The organism is Delftia acidovorans SPH-1, assembly GCF_000018665.1.
In the GTDB taxonomy this organism is placed as follows: domain Bacteria; phylum Pseudomonadota; class Gammaproteobacteria; order Burkholderiales; family Burkholderiaceae_C; genus Comamonas; species Comamonas acidovorans.
Genome location: NC_010002.1, coordinates 2,863,547 through 2,880,261, shown reverse-complemented (window position 1 = coordinate 2,880,261; position 16,715 = coordinate 2,863,547). Strand labels below are relative to the sequence as shown.

Genomic DNA, 16,715 nt, shown 5'->3' with positions numbered 1-16,715 from the left:
ATCACTCCAGAATAATATTGTCAACATATCATATTAGAGTGATATTCCTGGCAGCCATCCTGCCTACAACCGTGCCGCTATGTCCTCGGCCGTCTCCCGGTAATAGGTATTGAACAGCTCGTTGATATCCACGTGGCCGCTGATGCGGGCCAGCGTCATCACATCCACGCGCTTGCTCAGCCAGGTCAGCGCCGTGGCTCGCAGGTCATGAAAGCGCAGGCCCTCCACCATCACCCGGTCGCGCAGCTTGCGGTAGAGCGTGTCGCGGCTGGCGTCGCTGATGGTCCAGTAGGCGTCGCGCCCGGCAGCCTCGGCGGCGGCGTCCAGCACGCGCAGCAGGCGCACGGCACGGCGCGTCAGCGGCACATGGCGCTCGCCCACCTTGGCCTCGGTCTTGTGGTGCGGCAGGTGGTAGACCCGGCGCTTGAGATCCACATTGCTGCGGCCCATGCGCAGGATCTCGCCGCTGCGCATGGCCGTGTGCAGGGCCACCAGCATGGTCCAGGCCGTCTGCTCCATGGCGGTGACAGGCGCCAGGCGCGGCGAGACATTGGCCGAGCGCAGCATGCGCCGCACCTCGCTCCACTGCCCCGTGCGCCGGCGCGCATGGGACTTGGCCGGCAGCTTGATCTCGGGCCAGGGGCTCTTGCCCACCCATTTCCACTGCTTGACCGCCAGCGTCCAGATCGGACGGAATTGCTGCGCCTCGCGCAGCACGCTGGCGCCGGAGACCTGCTGCAGCCGCGCATCGCGCCAGCGCGCCAGGTCGTCGCCCGTGATCTCGTGGAAGACCTTGGAGGCCAGCTCGGGAAACTCGCGCAGCCAGGCATCAAAGCGCAAATGATCGGCCCGCGCCGTGCTGGCCGTCTTTTTGTCGGTGACCTCGCGCCGATAGCGCTCCACCGCCTCGGCCAGCGTGCGCCGCGGAAACTCCCCGCGCGCACCGGCCAGAATGGCCGCCTCCTCGGCCACGGCCCAGCCCTGCGCCTCGGCCTTGGTCGCCCGCGTGGCGGTGCGCCGGATGCCCGCGCGCTCCACCTCGGCCCGCCAGCCGTTCTTCACCTTCCGGAAATACGCCATCCCACCTCCTGCAGCCCGCGCGGGATCACAAGCGGGATCTGCGCGGGATTGTGATGTGATTTTGCGCTGTTTTGTGCCGGTTTCAACCCGTTCCGTTTTGCCCCCAGAACCCAGAAAAAAAGCCCGCCTCCTCTACAGGAAGCGGGCTTGAGCAGTGTTCGCCGCAGTTGAGCGGCGTTGGTGCGTGGTGCGCGGGGGGCGGGTCGTTATCCATTCAAAAACAATCACTTGCCTTCACTGCGCGGGATCCGTGCGGGCCAGCAAAGAGCTTCGGAGGCCGCCCGGCACACGTCAGCCCAACATGCGCGCAGCCCGACCAAAGGCCCTGCCAGTCATCGCCAATCAGCAGATGAAAAAGGGTCACATCAAATTGAAACATCTGGTCATTCGACCTATACTGTATGTGCATACAGTAGAAAGAAGACGCGATGCAGCACCAGATTGAGACGGTCAGGGACGATGTGGAAAGCGCCAGCGAGCAAGTGGCCGCCATCTGCGAGCTGCTGGCTGCAGCCCGGGGCACGGCCGTGCACGCCTCGGCCATTACCGCATTGCTGCTGCCCGTGTCACGCAAGCTCAGCGCGGCGGCGGGTGACCTGTCCGACCATCTGCATCGCAGCCAGGTAGTTGGCAGCAAGCGCTGCTAGACCCTCTCACCCGCACCATGACAAGACCCCGCCCTGCGGGGTCTTGTCATTTCTGCATTCGGCATGGCCGCTGGCGTGCCCGCAGCGCGCACAGGCTGCAGCGATTGCCGGGCCTGCTCCCGTCGGCAAACATGGCATTCATACCCGGCCCGCGCGCCGGACCCGGCATACCGCCTGCTTGGTGCTACCGCGATCCGGTGGCCTGAGGCGTTCCCGGCATCCGCAGCCACACGCATGGCAGGTGCACCAGGAACAGGTCCGCGCGGGCCGGCCCACGAGGAGCTTCAGTGAGTCTTGCCATTCCCTTTCCCGCGCCGGATCAGGCGATACCGCCACCGGCCCGTGCCGCCGCTCCCGCCGACCCTGCACACAGGGAGCGCGCCTGATGCTGGCCATTGCCCGTGAATACGAAACGCTGGACGAGCTGTGCATGCGCCAGCTGGGCGCCACGCGCGGCGTGGTGGAAGCCACGCTGGAGCGCAACCCGGGCCTGCCGGCCCACGGCCCCCATCTGCCCGCCGGCCTGGCCGTCGAGCTGACCGAACCTGCCCAGGCGCCCAGCCTGCCCCTGATCAGTTTCTGGGATTGACATGGACCGAGAAACCATCGTCAGGACCGCTGCCCTGGAAGGCGCCAAGGCCGCGCCTCCCGTCACCGTCGTGGCCGCGAACGTGGCCAATGGCTGGACCATGACCCATACCGCCACCGCGCTGACCATCGTCTACGTGCTGCTGCAGGCCGCGTATCTGCTGTGGCGCTGGCGCAATGAGCGCGAGGACCGGCGCGCGCGCCAGGCCGAGGACGCTGCGCGCAGGAAGGCGTCTTCGACCGCCACAGACACCGGAGCGGCCCCATGAGCACGGCCCGCATGCCAGCGGCAGGACTGGGCATTGGCGCGGCCATTCTCGCGGCCTGGATTGCCGCAGAAGGCTTCAGCGCAGATCCGATCATCCCGGTTCGCGGCGATGTGCCCACCATCGGCCACGGCGCCACGCGCTACGAGGACGGCACACGCGTGACCCTGGCCGACCCGCCCATCACCCGCGAACGGGCGCGCGAGCTGGCCATCAACCTGCTGGAGCAGCAGTACGGCGCCTGCGTGCGCGATTCGCTGGGTGACACGCGAGTGCACCCGGCCGAGTTCGCCCAGGCGGTGGACTTCGCAGGCCAATACGGCTGCGGGGCCTGGCGCGGCTCCTCGATGCTGGCCAGGACACGGGCCGGCGACTACGCCGGCGCCTGCCAGTCCTACCTGTCCTGGCGATTCATGACCAGCACCCAGCCTTTGCAGGGCTTCAGCGCCTATCGATGGGATGGCGCAGGCCGGCCCGCGCGCTGGCGCTTTGACTGCTCGGCACCCGGCAACAAGGTATGCCGCGGCGTGTGGACACGCCAGCAGGCGCGCCACGCGGCCTGCATGGAGGCCCAGCCTTGATGGACCGCCTGCAAACCCATGCCTGGCAGCTGCTGGCCCTGCTGCTGGCGGCGCTGCTGGTCTGGCAGTCGCTGGCGCGGCTGGGTGCCGAGCGCGATGCGGCGCAGGCACGCACGGATCTGGCGACCGACCGCCAGGCCGCTGCCACCGCCGCGCTGCACGCATCCGAACGCTATCGACAACGGGAAGGAGCCTACCGTGAACGCCTCGACTTTCTTGCACGCGACACGGACCTGGCCCTGGCGCGCGCTGCGGCGGATGCCGATGCTGCCCGCGCTGCTGCTGGCCGGCTGCGCGGCGACCTCGCCGACTACATCACCGCCCACCGTGCCGCCGCCCAGGCTCGCGCCGCTGCCGGACAGTGCGCGCCAGACACCGCAGCCCTCGATCTGCTCGCCGAGCTGCAGCGCCGCGCTGACGAGCGAGCGGGAGCGCTGGCGCGCATTGCTGACGACGCCCGCCACCGAGGCAGCGCCTGCGAGCGCGCCTACGACGCCGGGCTCGCCCTGACCAGCGCCCTGACCAGCACCATGACCCAGGACCCACGCCATGCTCAAGCCCGCTAGCCTGCGCGACGCGCTCGTCGCTGCCCTGCCCCAGCTGCAACAGTCGCCGCGGAACATCCGTTTCACCATCCAGAGGGGCCGTGTGGTCAACACGGGCACGCCGTCCCTTTCCTGGGAATACCGCTACACGCTGAGCCTGGTGATTGCGGACTTCACCGGCAGCATCGATGCCGTGACCGTGCCGCTGCTGGTCTGGGCGCGGCGCCACCAGCCCGACCTGTTCGACCATGCCGAAAGGCGCGAGCAGGCGATCCGCTTCGACATTGCGCCTCCTTCCACGGACCCTGCAGCCGCCTCGCAGCCGCAGCAGCTCGCCATCGAGATCGACCTGGTGGAGGCCGTACTGGCGCGCCCGCGCGAGGGCAACCCCGGCGCCTTCGACCTGATCTACAAGCCCGAGCCGCCAGGCCAGCTCGACATTGCGCAGCGCCAGTTGTGGGAGCTGTTCCTGTTCGGCGAGAAGGTGGCCGAGTGGAACTACGACCCGCGCTGAGGCGTGGCCCTGCTCCATGCCGGGCTGCATGTCGGGCCGCATGTGGCAGCGTGCGCCACGCCCGGCACACGGCGACACGCAAGGGCCCGGCCGGCACCATGAACGCCATGGATTCGCCCGTTGCACAAACCGAGAGCCCGTACGAGATCATCCGCCGCCTGGAAGGGCTGATCCGCACGGGCACCATCGCCGCAGTCCGCCATGCGCGCCCTGCGCGCTGCCGCGTCAAGACCGGCAACCTGACCACCAACTGGATTCCCTGGCTGGCCATGCGCGCCGCGGGCGAGAACGCCAGCGTCTGGTGGCCACCGGCCGTGGGCGAGCAATGCCTGCTGCTGTCGCCCGGCGGCGACCTGCTGGGCGCCGTGGCGCTGACCGGCATCTACAGCAGCGCCGCAGCCCAGCCCAGCGACCGCGAAGGGGTGTGCCACACGCAGTGGAGCCCCACCGATTTCATGGAGCACGACAGCACCACGGGCCGTCTCAACATCAACGTGGCCCACGGCATCACGCTGCGCGTGGGCAACTCGGTGATCAGCATCGACGAGCAAGGCATCAGCCTGCAGGCCAGCGGCGGTTCGGCCACCGTCAATGCGCAGGGCCTGGCCGGCGCGCCCGATGTGACCACCGGCCCCATCAGCCTGCTGCGCCACCGACACGGCGGCGTCAGAGCAGGCGACGCCGTCACGCAGGGGCCGCTATGAACCGCCACACAGGCCGCCGCATCGAGGGCATGGAGCATCTGCGCCAGAGCGTGGCCGACATCCTGTCCACGCCCATCGGCTCGCGCGTGATGCGCCGCGACTATGGATCGCTGGTCCCGGCGCTGCTGGACCAGCCCGACAACAACGCCACCCAGGCACGCCTGCGCGCCGCCGTGGCCAGCGCGCTGATGCGCTGGGAGCCCCGCATCCGCCTGACACGCATCGTGATCGAGCGCGATCCGGCCACACCCGCGCGCGCCGACCTGACGCTGATCGGCACCTTCAACAACACGCGCCGCCCGGCACCGCTGAGCCTGCAGATGCCTATTGCCCGCACCCTTTCATGAAGCAAGACATGACCCCTGCACTGGATGCCCTGCCGCCGCCCGGCGTCGTCGAGACGCTGGATTTCGAGCGCATCCTCGACGCCCACCGCGCCGATCTGCTGGCGCGCCACCCCGAGGCCGCCGAGGTCCTGGCGCTGGAGAGCGAGCCGCTCAACAAGCTGCTGGAGGCGCACGCCTACCGCGAGCTGCTGTACCGGGCGCGCGTCAATGATGTGGCGCGTGCGCATTTGATTGCGTTCGCCCAGGGCTCGGACCTGGACCACAAGGGCGCCTTCTATGACGTGGCCCGACTGCCCGGGGAAAGCGACGAACGCTACCGCCAGCGCATCCTGCTGCGCGTGCGCGCGCTGGCCGGCAGCGGCACGGCCGAGCACTACGAGCACCTGGCCATGACGGCCAGCGCCAATGTGCACAGCGCCATTGCCACACAACCCCAGCCCGGCCGCGTGAGCGTGCAGCTGTGGCTGGTCGAGCCCGCACAGGCCGAAGAGACGCTGGCCATCGTGCTGTCGGCCCTCAATGCGCCAGGCGCACGGCCGCTGGGCGTGCCCGTGTCGGTATCGCTGGCGCGCCCGCACCCCATCGACATCACGGCACACCTGCTGCGCGAGCCCGGTGCGCCCGTGGACATCGTGGCGCGCCTGCAGGCCGGCCTGGCCGCCCAGATTGCAGCCTACGCGCTGCTGGGCCGCGATGTGCCGCGCTCGTGGATCACCACGCGCCTGCATGTGGACGGCATTGCCCGCGTCACCTACCCCGACGCCCAGGCCCCGGCCGAGCTCACGCCGCTGGCCGCCGACGAATACCCGGTGCTGGGCCGAGTGCAGCTGGTGGACGAGGGCCTGCAGGCATGAGCACCGCCGCCATCGTCCCGACGGCGCCCCGCCGCCACGTGCTGCCGCCCAACGCCACGGCGCTGGAGAAGGCCGTGGACCAGGTCGTCCCGAATTGGGACGGCCTGGCCGGCGCCTTTCCCGCGCCGGCCCAGGGCGAGCCTGCGGCCTTTCTGCCCTGGCTGGCGGCCGAATGGGGCATTGCCCAGTTCGACCGCTACTTCGACGACGTGCCCGCACTCATCGCCAACGGCCTGCCCTGGCTGCGCGAGCGCGGCACGGCCGCGTCCATGCAGCGTGCGCTGGGCTGGCTGGGCTATGACGGCGCGCAGCTCGACGAGGATGGTGCCTGGCTGCACCTGGACCTGGGCCGCATCATCGGCGACGCAGAGCTGGCCAGCGTGGCCCATGTGGTACGCGCCAGCCTGCCGGCGCACGTGCGCTTTTACCGCGTCTTCCACGGCCACGACCTGCGCCCGCTGCGGCTGGACCACGGCCCGGGCCTGGACGCCGGCATGCTGGACAACGACAGCGGCACCTGGATCGATGTGTCGCCGTATGGCGAACCCGTCAAGCTCAGCCAGGGCCTGCCCCGCCGCACCGGCACCGAGGCACCGCCTTCGGACGGCGTGCTCACGGCCCAGCTGTTCCGCGTCACCACCATCGCCACCTATGCCGACCGCATGCTGCTCGATGCCTGGACGCTGGACAGCGAGATCCTGATCGACGCCAGCCTGGGCATCACCGAAGTCAACGCCACCACCACGGGCGAGCCCGCCTACTACGCGCCGCTGCGGCCCATCCCAGCCCAGGCCATGGCCACCCACAGCGCCTGGACGGCGCCCGCTCCGCTGGCCCTGGCCAGCCTGCACCCCTGGGCCAGCACCGAGCGCCCGCACGACAACACCCGTACCTGGACCGGACGCTGGGACAGCACGCCCTGGCGCCGATCCTTCGAAACCCGCACCACCACCACCGAAGAACCCGAGGAACCCTGAACATGGCAGTTCTGCAGCAAGCGGGCCGCATCGCCCTCGCCAAGGCCGTCGCCGCCCAGACCATCCACATCGCCTGGGGCCGCGGCCTGCCCGCCTGGGACGCCGCGCCCGAGCCCGAACCCATCACCGCCAACGCCCTGGTCGACGAAATCGGCCGCCGCCTGGTCACCGAGGTGCGCTTTGCGCGGCCCGACGACAACGGCGAGATCGAGCTGCCCAGCGGCGCGCGCTACAGCGTCAGCGACACACCCACCACCTTCGTCTACCTGCGCGCGGCCTTCGGCTTCGACGACGCCAAGGGCGAGGACGTGCGCGAGATGGGCGTGTTCTTCGGCACCCAGGTCGCCACGGACGTGCCGCCCGGCCAGCGCTGGGTGCTGGCCAGCCAGCTGACCGGCAAGGGCGAGCTGTACACGCTGGAGCGTCGCCCCCGGATCCTGCGCAGCGGCAGCGTGCGCCAGGTCGAAGAAATCATCCTCCCCTTCTGAACGGCACCCCATGAGCCAGACCAAGATCTACGACCGCTTCGACGCCGGCAAGCGCTACGACAGGCTGCAGTTCGCGGCCGACCGCGTGCTGCAATCGGCCGAACTCAACGAGCTGCAGAGCATGCAGCAGCACCGCCTGCGCGGCATCACCGATGTGCTGTTCAAGGAGGGCGACATCGTCCGCGGCTGCCAATGCATCACCTCCGCCGACACGGGTGCCACCACCATCGAGGCCGGCGCGCTCTACGTGGCCGGCGCCGTGCGCGGCATCACGCCGGGCACGCTCACCGTGGCCACCGTGGGCACGGTCTACGTGGGCGCCTACCTGCAGACCGACACCGTCACCGAGCTGCAGGACCCCGAACTGCTCAACCCCGCCGCCGGCACGCGCGGCTATGGCGAGCCCGGTGCGCTGCGCGAGCGCGTCACCCTGGTCTGGGGCGCGCAGGGCGACGGCACGGCCGGCACCTTCTATCCCGTGTGGACCATCATCGACGGCTCCGTCATGCCCAAGGAGCCGCCGCCCAACATCGACGCCGTCACCCAGGCCCTGGCCCGCTATGACCGCGACAGCGCGGGCGGCACCTACGTCGTGCGCGGCCTGGACGTGATCATGGGCGAGGACCTGGCCACCGGCCAGCAGGTCTACACCGTGCGCGAGGGCGCCGCCCGCGTCAACGGCCATCCGCTGGAACTGGGTGCCAGCCGCCGCCTGGTCTACGAGGCCAAGCCCGACCTGTTCTTCGTGGACAGCGAGCCCCACACCTCGGCCGGCACGGCCGCCCAGCGCATCCGCTTCGACCGCCAGCCCGCTGTCGGCACGCCCCAGGTGCGCGTGCAGGCGCGCAAGACCGTCACGCTCACGCATGGCGGCTTCACGGGCGCGGCCGACCCGCTGCCCGACAACGCCGTGCTGGCCGTGGACAGCGTGGTCCAGGCCGGCACCACCTACGTGCAGGGCACGGACTGGAAGCTGGTCGGCGGCCAGATCGACTGGAGCCCCTCGGGCGCCGAGCCCGTTCCCGGCAGCACCTACCAGGTCACCTACCAATACATGCTCAACGCCACGCCCACAGCTGTGGACTCCACGGGCTTCACCGTGGAAGGCGCGCTCAAGGACACCCTGGTGCTGGTCAGCTACCACTACGCGCTGCGCCGCTACGACCGCCTGGTGCTCAACAGCGAAGGCCAACTGCAATGGGTGCCCGGCGTGCCCGCCGCCTGGTCGCCCAAGGTGCCGGCAGCACCCAGCGGCACCCTGGCCCTGGCCTCGGTCTACCAAAGCTGGGACAGCAACCGCCGCGTGGACCAGGACGCCGTGCGCGTCGTGCCCATGCAGACCCTCAGGGCCTACCAGGACCACATCCAGACCATCTACGCCGACCTGGCCGAGCTGCGGCTGTCGGTGGACGTGTCGGGGCGGCACAGCGGGGTCAAGAAGGGGTTGTTTGCGGATCCGATGCTGGACAACGGCCTGCGCGATGCGGGGCGCAGCCAGAGCGCCCATATCCTGGGCGGACAGCTGCAGCTGCCCATGAACGCCAAGCTGCACCAGATCGGCACCGATATCACCTCGCCCCAGACCACGCCCTACCAGCCTGTGGTCGTGCTCGACCAGTTGGGCCGAACCGGCTCCATGCTGGTCAATCCCTATGGCGCCTTCGATGTGCTGCCCAGCGCAGCCACCCTGACGCCCGCCGTGGACTACTGGACCGATGTGCAGACCCAATGGGCCAACCCCATCATCCTGCGCCTGACGCCTAGCCAGGCGCGTCCTTCGGAAACCGAAAAGCTGCTGTCCGAATCCACCAAGGCACTGGAGAAGCTGCGCCAGATCGATGTGCAGTTCTGGCTGGATTTTCCGGTGGGCGAAACCCTCACCGAGCTGATCTTCGACGGCATTCCCGTCACGCCCCAGCCCCTGACCGGCGGCACGCTCGTGGCCACGGCACAGGGACTCAAAGGCACGTTCAAGATCCCGGCGGGCGTGCCCTCGGGCACCAAGAGCGTGCACTTCACGGGACGCGCCGGCAGCCATGCCGAGGCCGTCTTCACGGGCCAGGGCCAGTTGCTCGAGCGCAGCGTGGCCAAGATCACGGTCCAGCTCTACGACCCGCTGGCGCAGACCTTCACCCTGGGCACCACGCGCGAGATCTGCGGCACGCGCCTGTGGTTCGCCGCGGCGGGCGACAAGGATGTGCAGGTGCAACTGCGTGAAGTCACCAGCGGCGTGCCTTCGCGCAGCATCCTGGCCGAATGCGTGCTCAAGCCGGCCCAGATCAGCGCCGACATCGCCGCGACCAAACCCACGCAGGCGCAATGGGCGCCGGTGCTGCTGGAGTCGGGCGTGGAATACGCCATCGTCGTGCTGACCAACGACGCCACCACCGCCCTGGCCGTGGCCGAGCTGGGCGGCTGGGACGCGGCGCGCGCGCAGTGGGTCACCAGCCAGCCCTACAGCGTGGGCGTGCTGCTGTCCAGCAGCAATGCCAGCACCTGGACACCCCACCAGACACGCGACATGACCTTCGAACTGCTGGCGGCCGAACACACGGCCACCACGCGCACCATCGAGCTGGGCAGCATCGCCGTACAGGACGCCACCGACCTCATGGTCCAGGCCGGCGCCATGCTGCCCGCAGCCGACGCACAACTGGTCTTCGCCATGCAGCTGGAAGACGGCAGCACGCTGGAGGCCGCGCCCGGCCAGGCCGTGCAGCTGGCCAGCCGCTACAGCGGCAACGTGGCCGTGCGCGCCAAGCTCTCTGGCAACACCAACCACGCAGCCCACCTGCTGCCGGGCATGCAGCTGGTGGCCGGCAGCCTGCAGGCCACGGGCGACTACATCAGCCCCGCCATCAACGCCGGCACCAACGTCACGCTCAACGTCGTGGCCGAGGCTGTGCTGCCCGCCGGCAGCGCCCTGGCCGTGCAGATGCAGGCCGAAGGCAGCAGCGCCTGGACCAACGTGCCCTACCTGAGCACCAGCCCCCAGACCGCAGGCGTGCTGGAGCTGAGCTACCGCCTTACCGGCATCAGCGCCGAGCGCCTACGTGTCCGCCTGGTCCTCACGGGCAGCCACGGCGCCCGTCCCCAGGTCACCAACCTGCGAGCCATCGTGATATGACATTGCACGACGACAAGACAGCGCAGGGCTGGCCCCTGCCCCACCCCGACAACCGTCTGGAAGACGACGTGCTGCGCCTGCGCCAGGCCGTGCAGGACGTGGACCAGGCGCTGACCGCAGCGCGCCAGCTCATCGACACCAAGGCCAGCTCCCAGGGCGTGCAGGACGCCATGGACATCGTGGCCCGCCGCATAGAGCAGCTGGAGACCGCGACCCAGGCCCTGAGCACCGGCAAGGTGGCCAGCGTCAACGGCGTGGCCGGCGTCAACGTCAAGCTCAACCCCGAGCACATCGCGCTGGGCCCGGCCAACGGCGCCACCAGCGAAAGCTTCGGCTACGACGCCCAAGGCCGCATCAGCAGCATCACGCGCAGCGTCAACGGCTTCAGCGCCACCACCGCCGTCAGCTACGACGGCGCCGGCCGCGTCTCGCAGCAGCAGACCAGCTACCGCGGGCGCGTGCGTACGGAAACCTATGCCTACGACGCCGCCACGGGGCGGGTGTCGGGGGTCAATGCCACGGAGGTACAGGGATGAGTTTCGACGCAGTCAACTACGCCGAGTTGCGCCGGCTGGCCGACAGCGTGCAGCAGGCCGCTCAGAAGGTGGACTCCGGCCGCAATGAAGCCGCGGGACACAAGGCCGAAGTACTGGCCGCCATGTCCGGCAAGCTCAAGTTCACAGAGTTCCGGAGCAGCGGCTACTTCTACCCTTCAGCCAAGCTGCTGGCCAACGGCGGCCAAGTATTCATACTGGCCGTTGGCGGCGGGCAAGGTGGAGCCCGTGGGGGATACAACGGCAACAGCGGAGGCGCCGGTGGAGCGGTGCGCTTCGAGATTGGCGGTGTCGGCGGCCCTACCAGCGTAGTCATCGGCGCAGGCGGAAGCGGACAGACTGCAGCCTATCTGAGCCAGGCCGCCAATGGTGGAGACACCTCGTTCGGAAACCTGCTGGCCATGGGCGGGCGTCAGTTCAAAAGCCCCACAGGTGTCGGCGACCCGTCCCCGCGCGGCTCGGCTGCCGGCCGCTCTTTCGGCGTCAGTGGATATGGTGGCCCCGGCGGCGCAGGAGGATTCGGCAGCTCGGGAACAGGCAATGCTACCCAGCCGGGCGCCGATGGTGTGATCGGCGGACTGGCTATGGGCAATAGCTCGACCGGGGACTACGGAAACGTCGTGCCCGGAGATCCCGGCTACAGCGGTGGAGGCGCCGGAGGCACGGGCGTCGCCGGCAGCGCGACACGGGGAGGCCACGCAGCCCCCAACTCTGGCGGAGGCGGAGGAGGCGGCGGTTCGTCCGGGATCGGTCAGCATGCCGATGGCGGCAATGGCGGAAGCGGCTTTGTACGCGTCTGGTGGTACGAATGAGTAAGCAGGACCTGCATTTCGCACTGATCAAGGCCGACCGCGTGCACAACATCATCGTTGCGGACGAGGAATTCATCGCCGAGTTGCAGACGCGCCAGCCATCACTGTGGGACAGCATCGAGCCAGTGGCAGGCGACTGCGCGATCGGCTCCGTCAGAACAGGCACAGGCTGGCAGATCTCCACCGAAGATCAAGCGCCTGCGCCCATAAACACGCCCATAACCGAACCCGACGAATTAGCCGCAGGGCGCGTGTCGGCGGTCAATGCCACGGAGGTACAGGGATGAGTTTCGATCCCATCACGAATGCAGGCGTCAAGGCGCTGCAGGGTCAGGTCAACACGGTGCAGTCGCAGACGACTGCGCTGACGACGAAGCTGGCGCAGATCGAGAGCGCGCTGGCGAGTTTGAATACCGCTCAAGCTTCTTCGCGCAAGCCGTTGAGAGTGACGGAGTACACGTCGGGGGCGGGGACGCACACGTTCCTGCCGGAAAGCACGCATCAGTACATCACCTTAGTGGGCGCAGGCGGTGCAGGTGGAGCCGGATATCTCTCCGGTTCGCAGCACATCCAAAATGGAGGCGGATCTGCGGGCTACGAACTGCGTTTGCGGATGGCCCTGACCGCCACAGCTGCCTACCAAGTGGGCGCAGGTGGCGGCACATCAGGAGCCCAAGGCGGAAGGACTGTACTTGGCGCGCTCGCGGTCAGTGGCGGAGCCGGCGGGTCTTCTGATCGCAGCTACACCCCACCCCCTCAAGTCGGGACTGGTGGCGTTGAAACGGGAGAAGCGGGCTCGTTCGCCAAAGGCGGCAATTCGACCATGGGCATCGGAGGCCAGTGCTACGGCCTCTACGGCTCGATACCGTTGGGCTATGCAACGGGATACGGCGCAGGTGGGGGAGGCTCATACGGCCCTGGCGGCTTCAGCCCAGGGACCGGGGGTTACATCCGTATCGAAGAGTACTGAACCAAACGCTGAACGAGCGAGGCAAAAACCTGGGCACTCCCGTTTCGTAACGCTCGCTCCTTGCCATCCACTTAGCTCCGGCGCCGTTGCGACCGGAGCTTTGCCATGCCCGACCCAAACGACAGACACGCCAAACCAAGCCTCTGTGCAGCCCTCCGGCACAGCCAAGGTCGCTGGTGCCCAAGCCCCCGCCGCGAGAACATCAATGCAACCCGGGCACAACGCCAGCGGCCTTGCAGGCTGCAGGCGCTGTGCCCGGCCAGGACAACAGGCCGCCTTGGCTGCATGAACTTCAGCATGACACAGACCATCACTGTCGATTCCATCAACACCGCAGCTTGCGCAAAGGTGCCTGCATGAGCCTGGATGCCGTCATCAGTGCCGATCTGGTGAAGACGCGGGCGGAGATTGCCGCGCTTAGCAATGCTTTGATATCCGCGCGCAACGAGATTGCAGGACTGTCAGGGCAAATCAGCAACGGGAGTGCGATCAAGAGTGTCCAGAGAATAAGGCTCAGACCTGCCTACAACTATGAAGGAGCTTACTCAGACGCGACTATCACAGCGATCAATCCACAAAAGACTCTTATTTTGATTCGAGGAGTTTACGTGGGCTCAACCCTCTATGGCAGGTTCGATTGTGAAATCATCAATCCCACGACATTGCGCTGCTATAGCGCTGGATACAGCGGGGGGTACGTCCCCCTCCCAGAGATGGACATCCAGGTGGTGGAGTTCAAGTAATGCCCCACCACTACGCCCAGCTCACCCCCGCCGGCGTGGCCTTCGCCATCACCGAGACGCACGCCGAGCTCGACGCTCCCGACCTGCTCCCCCTGCCCCGCTACGACACCTCGGTGCTCGGCCGCCGCTGGACCGGCACGCACTGGGAAGACGTGGCGCAGGCCTTGCCTGACGAACAGGCAGCGTCCAACGAATCCGCCCCCCGCCACATCACCCCCCACGCCCTGCGCCGCCGCTTCACCGTGGTCGAGCGCACGGCGCTGGAGTGGGCCGTGGTGGACCGCGCCGAGGCGGGCGAGGCCGACCGGCTCAACGCGGCCACGCTGCGCTCACTGCTCAAGGACATCGAGCAGGCGCGGCAACTCGATCTTGACGACCCCGAACTGGCCGACAGCCTGCGCCAGTTCGAGGCCTTCGGACTCATCGCCGCGGGGCGTGCCCAGGAAATCCTGGACGGCCCCGTACAAGCCCACGAACAGCCGTGACCACCCCTTTCTGACGACAGCCCCACGGCCCAACCACCCCCCAACCCGGAGAACACCATGGCGACAGCCCCGTTCCATCATGGCATTCGCGTCACGGAAGTGAGCGAAGGCATCAATTCCATCCGCATTGTGTCCACGGCCGTGATCGGCCTCGTGGCCACTGCCAGCGACGCCGATGCGGCCACTTTCCCGCTGAACCGTCCGGTGCTGGTCACCAAGGTCGATGCGGCCATCGGCAAGGCCGGCACCAAGGGCACGCTGGCCCTGGCGCTGAACGCCATCAAGGAGCAGTGCCGCCCGGTGCTGGTCGTCGTGCGCGTGGCCGATGGCGAAGGCGCCACCGAGGCCGAACGCCGCACCGACCAGGACGCCAAGGTCATCGGCACCACCGCCGGCAACCAGTACACGGGCCTGCAAGCGCTGCTGGCGGCCCAGGCCCAGCTCGGCGTCAAGCCGCGCATCCTGGGCGCGCCGGGCCTGGACAGCCAGGCCGTGACCGACGCGCTGGCGTCCGTGGCCATCAAGCTGCGCGGCTTTGCGTATGCGGCGGCCATCGGCAACGATGTGGCCGAGGCCCAGGCCTACCGCGAGCACTTCGGCCAGCGCGAACTGATGCTGCTGTGGCCCGGCTTCAAGGCACTCGACCTGTCCACCGCCGCCGTGCAGGACGCCTCGCCCGTGGCCTACGCCCTGGGCCTGCGCGCGCGCATCGACCAGGAGCAGGGCTGGCACAAGACGCTGTCCAACGTGCCGTTGTCCGGCGTGCTGGGCATCTCGCGCGATGTGCACTGGGACCTGCAAAGCCCCGATACCGAGGCCGGCATCCTCAACCAGGCCGGCATCACCACGCTGATCCAGAGCCAGGGCCACCGCTTCTGGGGCTCGCGCACCTGCACGGACAGCGAGCTGTTCCGCTTCGAGTCCAGCGTGCGCACCGCGCAGGTGCTGGCCGACACCATGGCCGAGGCGCATTTCTGGGCCGTGGACAAGCCCATGCACCCCAGCCTGGTCAAGGACATCCTGGAAGGCATCAACACCAAGTTCCGCGAGTTGAAGGCCCTGGGCTACATCCTGGACGGCAAGGCCTGGTACGACGAAACGGTCAACGAGACCGCCACGCTCAAGGCCGGCAAGCTGGTGCTGGACTACGACTACACGCCCGTGCCTCCGCTGGAGGACCTGGGCTTTCGCCAGCGCATCACCGATCGCTACTTCGCCGACTTCGCCCTGCGCGTGGGCACCGGCCAGTAAGCGGCGGCCGCACCCGACACACCCAATACACCGAACACACCGGATACACAGGAGAAAAGCACCATGGGACTGCCCCGCTCTCTCAAGAATTTCGCCACCTTCGTGGATGGCAACTCGTACATCGGCGACATGCCCGAAGTGGGCTTGCCCAAGCTCACCCGCAAGATGGAGAAGTACCGCGCCGGCGGCATGAACGGCGAGGTCAGCCTGGACTTCGGCATGGAGGCCATCGAGGCCGACCTGACCGCTGCCGGCTACATGAAGGAGTTGATCTCCACCTGGGGCACGCTGCGCCACGACGGCGTGCTGCTGCGCTTCGCCGGCGCCCTGCAGGGCGATGACAGCGAAGGCGTGGACTCGCTGGAAGTGGTCATGCGTGGCCGCTTCTCGGAGTTCGACCCCGGCAAGGCCAAGGCCGGCGACAAGACCGAGATCAAGTACAAGCTGGCCGTCAGCTACTACCGCCTGTCCATCAACGGCCAGGTGCTGATCGAGATCGATCCGGTCAACTTCGTCGAAGTCGTCAACGGCATCGACCGCCTCGCGCAGGTCCGCGCCGCGCTGGGCATCTGAGCCTGGCTCACCTGACCTGACCTCACCGGGCCCCACCGGGCCAGTTGGCCCGGTCCTCCTCTTTTCTTCACCCGAACGCTGACACACCATGGACACCACCAAGCCCCAGGAAGACCTCCAGAACCAGGCTGCCGCCAATGCGGCCGCCCTCGCATCGGGCGATGCGCGCGAGATCACGCTCGACGTGCCGCTCAAGCGCCCCGGCGGCGACCTGGCCCGGGTGCTGGTGCGCCGCCCCAATGCCGGCGCGCTGCGCGGCCTGTCGCTGGTCGAGCTGCTGCACATGAACGTGACCGCGCTGCAGACCCTGCTGCCGCGCGTGACCGAGCCCATGCTGCACAAGGCCGAGGTGCTGCAGCTGGACCCCGCCGACCTGGTGACCCTGGGTACGGAGGTGGCCTCTTTTTTGGTGCCGAAGGCGCAGAGGGAGCAATTCCCGAGCGCGTAGAGGACGCCATGGCCGACCTGGCCATGGTCTTCCACTGGCGGCCGGCGGACATGGAGGACATGTCGCTGGCCGAACTCGGCCAATGGCATGAACGGGCGCGCGAGCGCTATGAAAGCCAGGACTGAGCCAGTACTGAGCACCACCTCCACTCCATCGCCCGC

General features: G+C 68.3%; 23 protein-coding genes. 22 read left to right on the top strand and 1 reads right to left on the bottom strand.

The window, feature by feature from the left end; translation table 11 throughout:
* Positions 1 to 63 precede the first annotated feature (63 nt).
* On the bottom strand, positions 64 to 1,080 hold the full coding sequence (locus DACI_RS13065; RefSeq protein ID WP_012204493.1) for a tyrosine-type recombinase/integrase: 1,017 nt from the start codon (positions 1,078 to 1,080) through the stop codon (positions 64 to 66).
* 428 nt (positions 1,081 to 1,508) lie between these two features.
* Between DACI_RS13065 and DACI_RS13060 the strand changes: the two genes are divergently transcribed.
* The 22 genes from DACI_RS13060 (at position 1,509) to DACI_RS31200 (ending at position 16,679) form a co-directional block, all read left to right on the top strand.
* A complete protein-coding gene (locus DACI_RS13060; protein ID WP_012204526.1) occupies positions 1,509 to 1,727 on the top strand; it encodes a hypothetical protein in 219 nt (72 codons plus the stop codon).
* A gap of 385 nt (positions 1,728 to 2,112) precedes the next feature.
* On the top strand, positions 2,113 to 2,316 hold the full coding sequence (locus tag DACI_RS13055; protein WP_012204525.1) for a tail protein X: 204 nt from the start codon (positions 2,113 to 2,115) through the stop codon (positions 2,314 to 2,316).
* A gap of 1 nt (position 2,317) precedes the next feature.
* Positions 2,318 to 2,584 (top strand): hypothetical protein, encoded by a 267-nt coding sequence (locus DACI_RS13050; protein WP_012204524.1) that lies wholly within the window; start codon positions 2,318 to 2,320, stop codon positions 2,582 to 2,584.
* On the top strand, positions 2,581 to 3,162 hold the full coding sequence (locus DACI_RS13045; RefSeq protein WP_012204523.1) for a glycoside hydrolase family protein: 582 nt from the start codon (positions 2,581 to 2,583) through the stop codon (positions 3,160 to 3,162). Before DACI_RS13050 ends, DACI_RS13045 begins: the two co-directional genes overlap by 4 nt.
* A complete protein-coding gene (locus DACI_RS13040; protein WP_012204522.1) occupies positions 3,162 to 3,728 on the top strand; it encodes a DUF2514 family protein in 567 nt (188 codons plus the stop codon). The genes DACI_RS13045 and DACI_RS13040 overlap by 1 nt, the downstream gene beginning before the upstream one ends.
* Entirely contained in the window at positions 3,712 to 4,221 is a 510-nt protein-coding gene (locus DACI_RS13035) for a phage tail protein (protein WP_012204521.1), read from the top strand. The genes DACI_RS13040 and DACI_RS13035 overlap by 17 nt, the downstream gene beginning before the upstream one ends.
* 98 nt (positions 4,222 to 4,319) lie before the next feature.
* Entirely contained in the window at positions 4,320 to 4,925 is a 606-nt protein-coding gene (locus tag DACI_RS13030) for a phage baseplate assembly protein V (protein WP_050771840.1), read from the top strand.
* The gene (locus tag DACI_RS13025) at positions 4,922 to 5,272 is read left to right on the top strand and encodes a GPW/gp25 family protein (protein WP_012204519.1); all 351 of its coding nucleotides are present in this window, start codon (positions 4,922 to 4,924) and stop codon (positions 5,270 to 5,272) included. Before DACI_RS13030 ends, DACI_RS13025 begins: the two co-directional genes overlap by 4 nt.
* 8 nt (positions 5,273 to 5,280) lie before the next feature.
* Positions 5,281 to 6,126 (top strand): baseplate assembly protein, encoded by an 846-nt coding sequence (locus tag DACI_RS13020; protein WP_225971083.1) that lies wholly within the window; start codon positions 5,281 to 5,283, stop codon positions 6,124 to 6,126.
* Positions 6,123 to 7,103: a phage tail protein gene (locus DACI_RS13015; RefSeq protein WP_012204517.1), complete on the top strand. Its 981-nt coding sequence runs from the start codon at positions 6,123 to 6,125 to the stop codon at positions 7,101 to 7,103. The genes DACI_RS13020 and DACI_RS13015 overlap by 4 nt, the downstream gene beginning before the upstream one ends.
* A gap of 2 nt (positions 7,104 to 7,105) precedes the next feature.
* Positions 7,106 to 7,591, top strand: a complete 486-nt coding sequence (locus DACI_RS13010) for a hypothetical protein (RefSeq protein ID WP_012204516.1) — start codon at positions 7,106 to 7,108, stop codon at positions 7,589 to 7,591.
* Between the two features lie 10 nt (positions 7,592 to 7,601).
* Positions 7,602 to 10,718 (top strand): DUF4815 domain-containing protein, encoded by a 3,117-nt coding sequence (locus tag DACI_RS30750; RefSeq protein ID WP_012204515.1) that lies wholly within the window; start codon positions 7,602 to 7,604, stop codon positions 10,716 to 10,718.
* Positions 10,715 to 11,254, top strand: coding sequence for a hypothetical protein (locus DACI_RS13000; RefSeq protein WP_043781397.1), 540 nt, complete (start codon positions 10,715 to 10,717; stop codon positions 11,252 to 11,254). Before DACI_RS30750 ends, DACI_RS13000 begins: the two co-directional genes overlap by 4 nt.
* Entirely contained in the window at positions 11,251 to 12,084 is an 834-nt protein-coding gene (locus DACI_RS12995; protein WP_012204513.1) for a glycine-rich domain-containing protein, read from the top strand. Before DACI_RS13000 ends, DACI_RS12995 begins: the two co-directional genes overlap by 4 nt.
* Positions 12,081 to 12,371: a hypothetical protein gene (locus DACI_RS12990; RefSeq protein WP_012204512.1), complete on the top strand. Its 291-nt coding sequence runs from the start codon at positions 12,081 to 12,083 to the stop codon at positions 12,369 to 12,371. Before DACI_RS12995 ends, DACI_RS12990 begins: the two co-directional genes overlap by 4 nt.
* Positions 12,368 to 13,054, top strand: coding sequence for a hypothetical protein (locus DACI_RS12985; protein WP_012204511.1), 687 nt, complete (start codon positions 12,368 to 12,370; stop codon positions 13,052 to 13,054). The genes DACI_RS12990 and DACI_RS12985 overlap by 4 nt, the downstream gene beginning before the upstream one ends.
* 356 nt (positions 13,055 to 13,410) lie before the next feature.
* Positions 13,411 to 13,797: a hypothetical protein gene (locus tag DACI_RS12980; RefSeq protein ID WP_043781394.1), complete on the top strand. Its 387-nt coding sequence runs from the start codon at positions 13,411 to 13,413 to the stop codon at positions 13,795 to 13,797.
* Entirely contained in the window at positions 13,797 to 14,282 is a 486-nt protein-coding gene (locus DACI_RS12975) for a hypothetical protein (protein WP_012204510.1), read from the top strand. Before DACI_RS12980 ends, DACI_RS12975 begins: the two co-directional genes overlap by 1 nt.
* 57 nt (positions 14,283 to 14,339) lie before the next feature.
* Complete coding sequence (locus tag DACI_RS12970) at positions 14,340 to 15,533, top strand: phage tail sheath subtilisin-like domain-containing protein (RefSeq protein ID WP_012204509.1); 1,194 nt, start codon at positions 14,340 to 14,342, stop codon at positions 15,531 to 15,533.
* A gap of 63 nt (positions 15,534 to 15,596) precedes the next feature.
* The gene (locus tag DACI_RS12965; protein WP_012204508.1) at positions 15,597 to 16,106 is read left to right on the top strand and encodes a phage major tail tube protein; all 510 of its coding nucleotides are present in this window, start codon (positions 15,597 to 15,599) and stop codon (positions 16,104 to 16,106) included.
* A gap of 88 nt (positions 16,107 to 16,194) precedes the next feature.
* Complete coding sequence (locus DACI_RS12960) at positions 16,195 to 16,554, top strand: phage tail assembly protein (protein WP_012204507.1); 360 nt, start codon at positions 16,195 to 16,197, stop codon at positions 16,552 to 16,554.
* 8 nt (positions 16,555 to 16,562) lie between these two features.
* Positions 16,563 to 16,679 carry a GpE family phage tail protein gene (locus tag DACI_RS31200; protein ID WP_012204506.1) on the top strand — a complete coding sequence of 39 codons (117 nt, stop codon included), beginning with the start codon at positions 16,563 to 16,565 and terminating at the stop codon, positions 16,677 to 16,679.
* Positions 16,680 to 16,715: the final 36 nt, after the last annotated feature.

Excerpts from the sequence above, each read along its gene's own strand:
- DACI_RS31200 (WP_012204506.1), top strand. The coding sequence starts at position 16,563 with ATGGCCGACCTGGCCATGGTCTTCCACTGGCGGCCGGCGGACATGGAG.
- DACI_RS12980 (WP_043781394.1), top strand. The coding sequence starts at position 13,411 with ATGAGCCTGGATGCCGTCATCAGTGCCGATCTGGTGAAGACGCGGGCG.
- DACI_RS30750 (WP_012204515.1), top strand. The coding sequence starts at position 7,602 with ATGAGCCAGACCAAGATCTACGACCGCTTCGACGCCGGCAAGCGCTAC.
- DACI_RS12975 (WP_012204510.1), top strand. The coding sequence starts at position 13,797 with ATGCCCCACCACTACGCCCAGCTCACCCCCGCCGGCGTGGCCTTCGCC.
- DACI_RS12990 (WP_012204512.1), top strand. The coding sequence starts at position 12,081 with ATGAGTAAGCAGGACCTGCATTTCGCACTGATCAAGGCCGACCGCGTG.
- DACI_RS13035 (WP_012204521.1), top strand. The coding sequence starts at position 3,712 with ATGCTCAAGCCCGCTAGCCTGCGCGACGCGCTCGTCGCTGCCCTGCCC.
- DACI_RS12960 (WP_012204507.1), top strand. The coding sequence starts at position 16,195 with ATGGACACCACCAAGCCCCAGGAAGACCTCCAGAACCAGGCTGCCGCC.
- DACI_RS13055 (WP_012204525.1), top strand. The coding sequence starts at position 2,113 with ATGCTGGCCATTGCCCGTGAATACGAAACGCTGGACGAGCTGTGCATG.
- DACI_RS12965 (WP_012204508.1), top strand. The coding sequence starts at position 15,597 with ATGGGACTGCCCCGCTCTCTCAAGAATTTCGCCACCTTCGTGGATGGC.
- DACI_RS13065 (WP_012204493.1), bottom strand. The coding sequence starts at position 1,080 with ATGGCGTATTTCCGGAAGGTGAAGAACGGCTGGCGGGCCGAGGTGGAG.
- DACI_RS13015 (WP_012204517.1), top strand. The coding sequence starts at position 6,123 with ATGAGCACCGCCGCCATCGTCCCGACGGCGCCCCGCCGCCACGTGCTG.
- DACI_RS13025 (WP_012204519.1), top strand. The coding sequence starts at position 4,922 with ATGAACCGCCACACAGGCCGCCGCATCGAGGGCATGGAGCATCTGCGC.
- DACI_RS13030 (WP_050771840.1), top strand. The coding sequence starts at position 4,320 with ATGAACGCCATGGATTCGCCCGTTGCACAAACCGAGAGCCCGTACGAG.
- DACI_RS13040 (WP_012204522.1), top strand. The coding sequence starts at position 3,162 with ATGGACCGCCTGCAAACCCATGCCTGGCAGCTGCTGGCCCTGCTGCTG.
- DACI_RS12985 (WP_012204511.1), top strand. The coding sequence starts at position 12,368 with ATGAGTTTCGATCCCATCACGAATGCAGGCGTCAAGGCGCTGCAGGGT.
- DACI_RS13045 (WP_012204523.1), top strand. The coding sequence starts at position 2,581 with ATGAGCACGGCCCGCATGCCAGCGGCAGGACTGGGCATTGGCGCGGCC.
- DACI_RS13050 (WP_012204524.1), top strand. The coding sequence starts at position 2,318 with ATGGACCGAGAAACCATCGTCAGGACCGCTGCCCTGGAAGGCGCCAAG.
- DACI_RS13060 (WP_012204526.1), top strand. The coding sequence starts at position 1,509 with ATGCAGCACCAGATTGAGACGGTCAGGGACGATGTGGAAAGCGCCAGC.
- DACI_RS13000 (WP_043781397.1), top strand. The coding sequence starts at position 10,715 with ATGACATTGCACGACGACAAGACAGCGCAGGGCTGGCCCCTGCCCCAC.
- DACI_RS12970 (WP_012204509.1), top strand. The coding sequence starts at position 14,340 with ATGGCGACAGCCCCGTTCCATCATGGCATTCGCGTCACGGAAGTGAGC.
- DACI_RS13020 (WP_225971083.1), top strand. The coding sequence starts at position 5,281 with ATGACCCCTGCACTGGATGCCCTGCCGCCGCCCGGCGTCGTCGAGACG.
- DACI_RS12995 (WP_012204513.1), top strand. The coding sequence starts at position 11,251 with ATGAGTTTCGACGCAGTCAACTACGCCGAGTTGCGCCGGCTGGCCGAC.
- DACI_RS13010 (WP_012204516.1), top strand. The coding sequence starts at position 7,106 with ATGGCAGTTCTGCAGCAAGCGGGCCGCATCGCCCTCGCCAAGGCCGTC.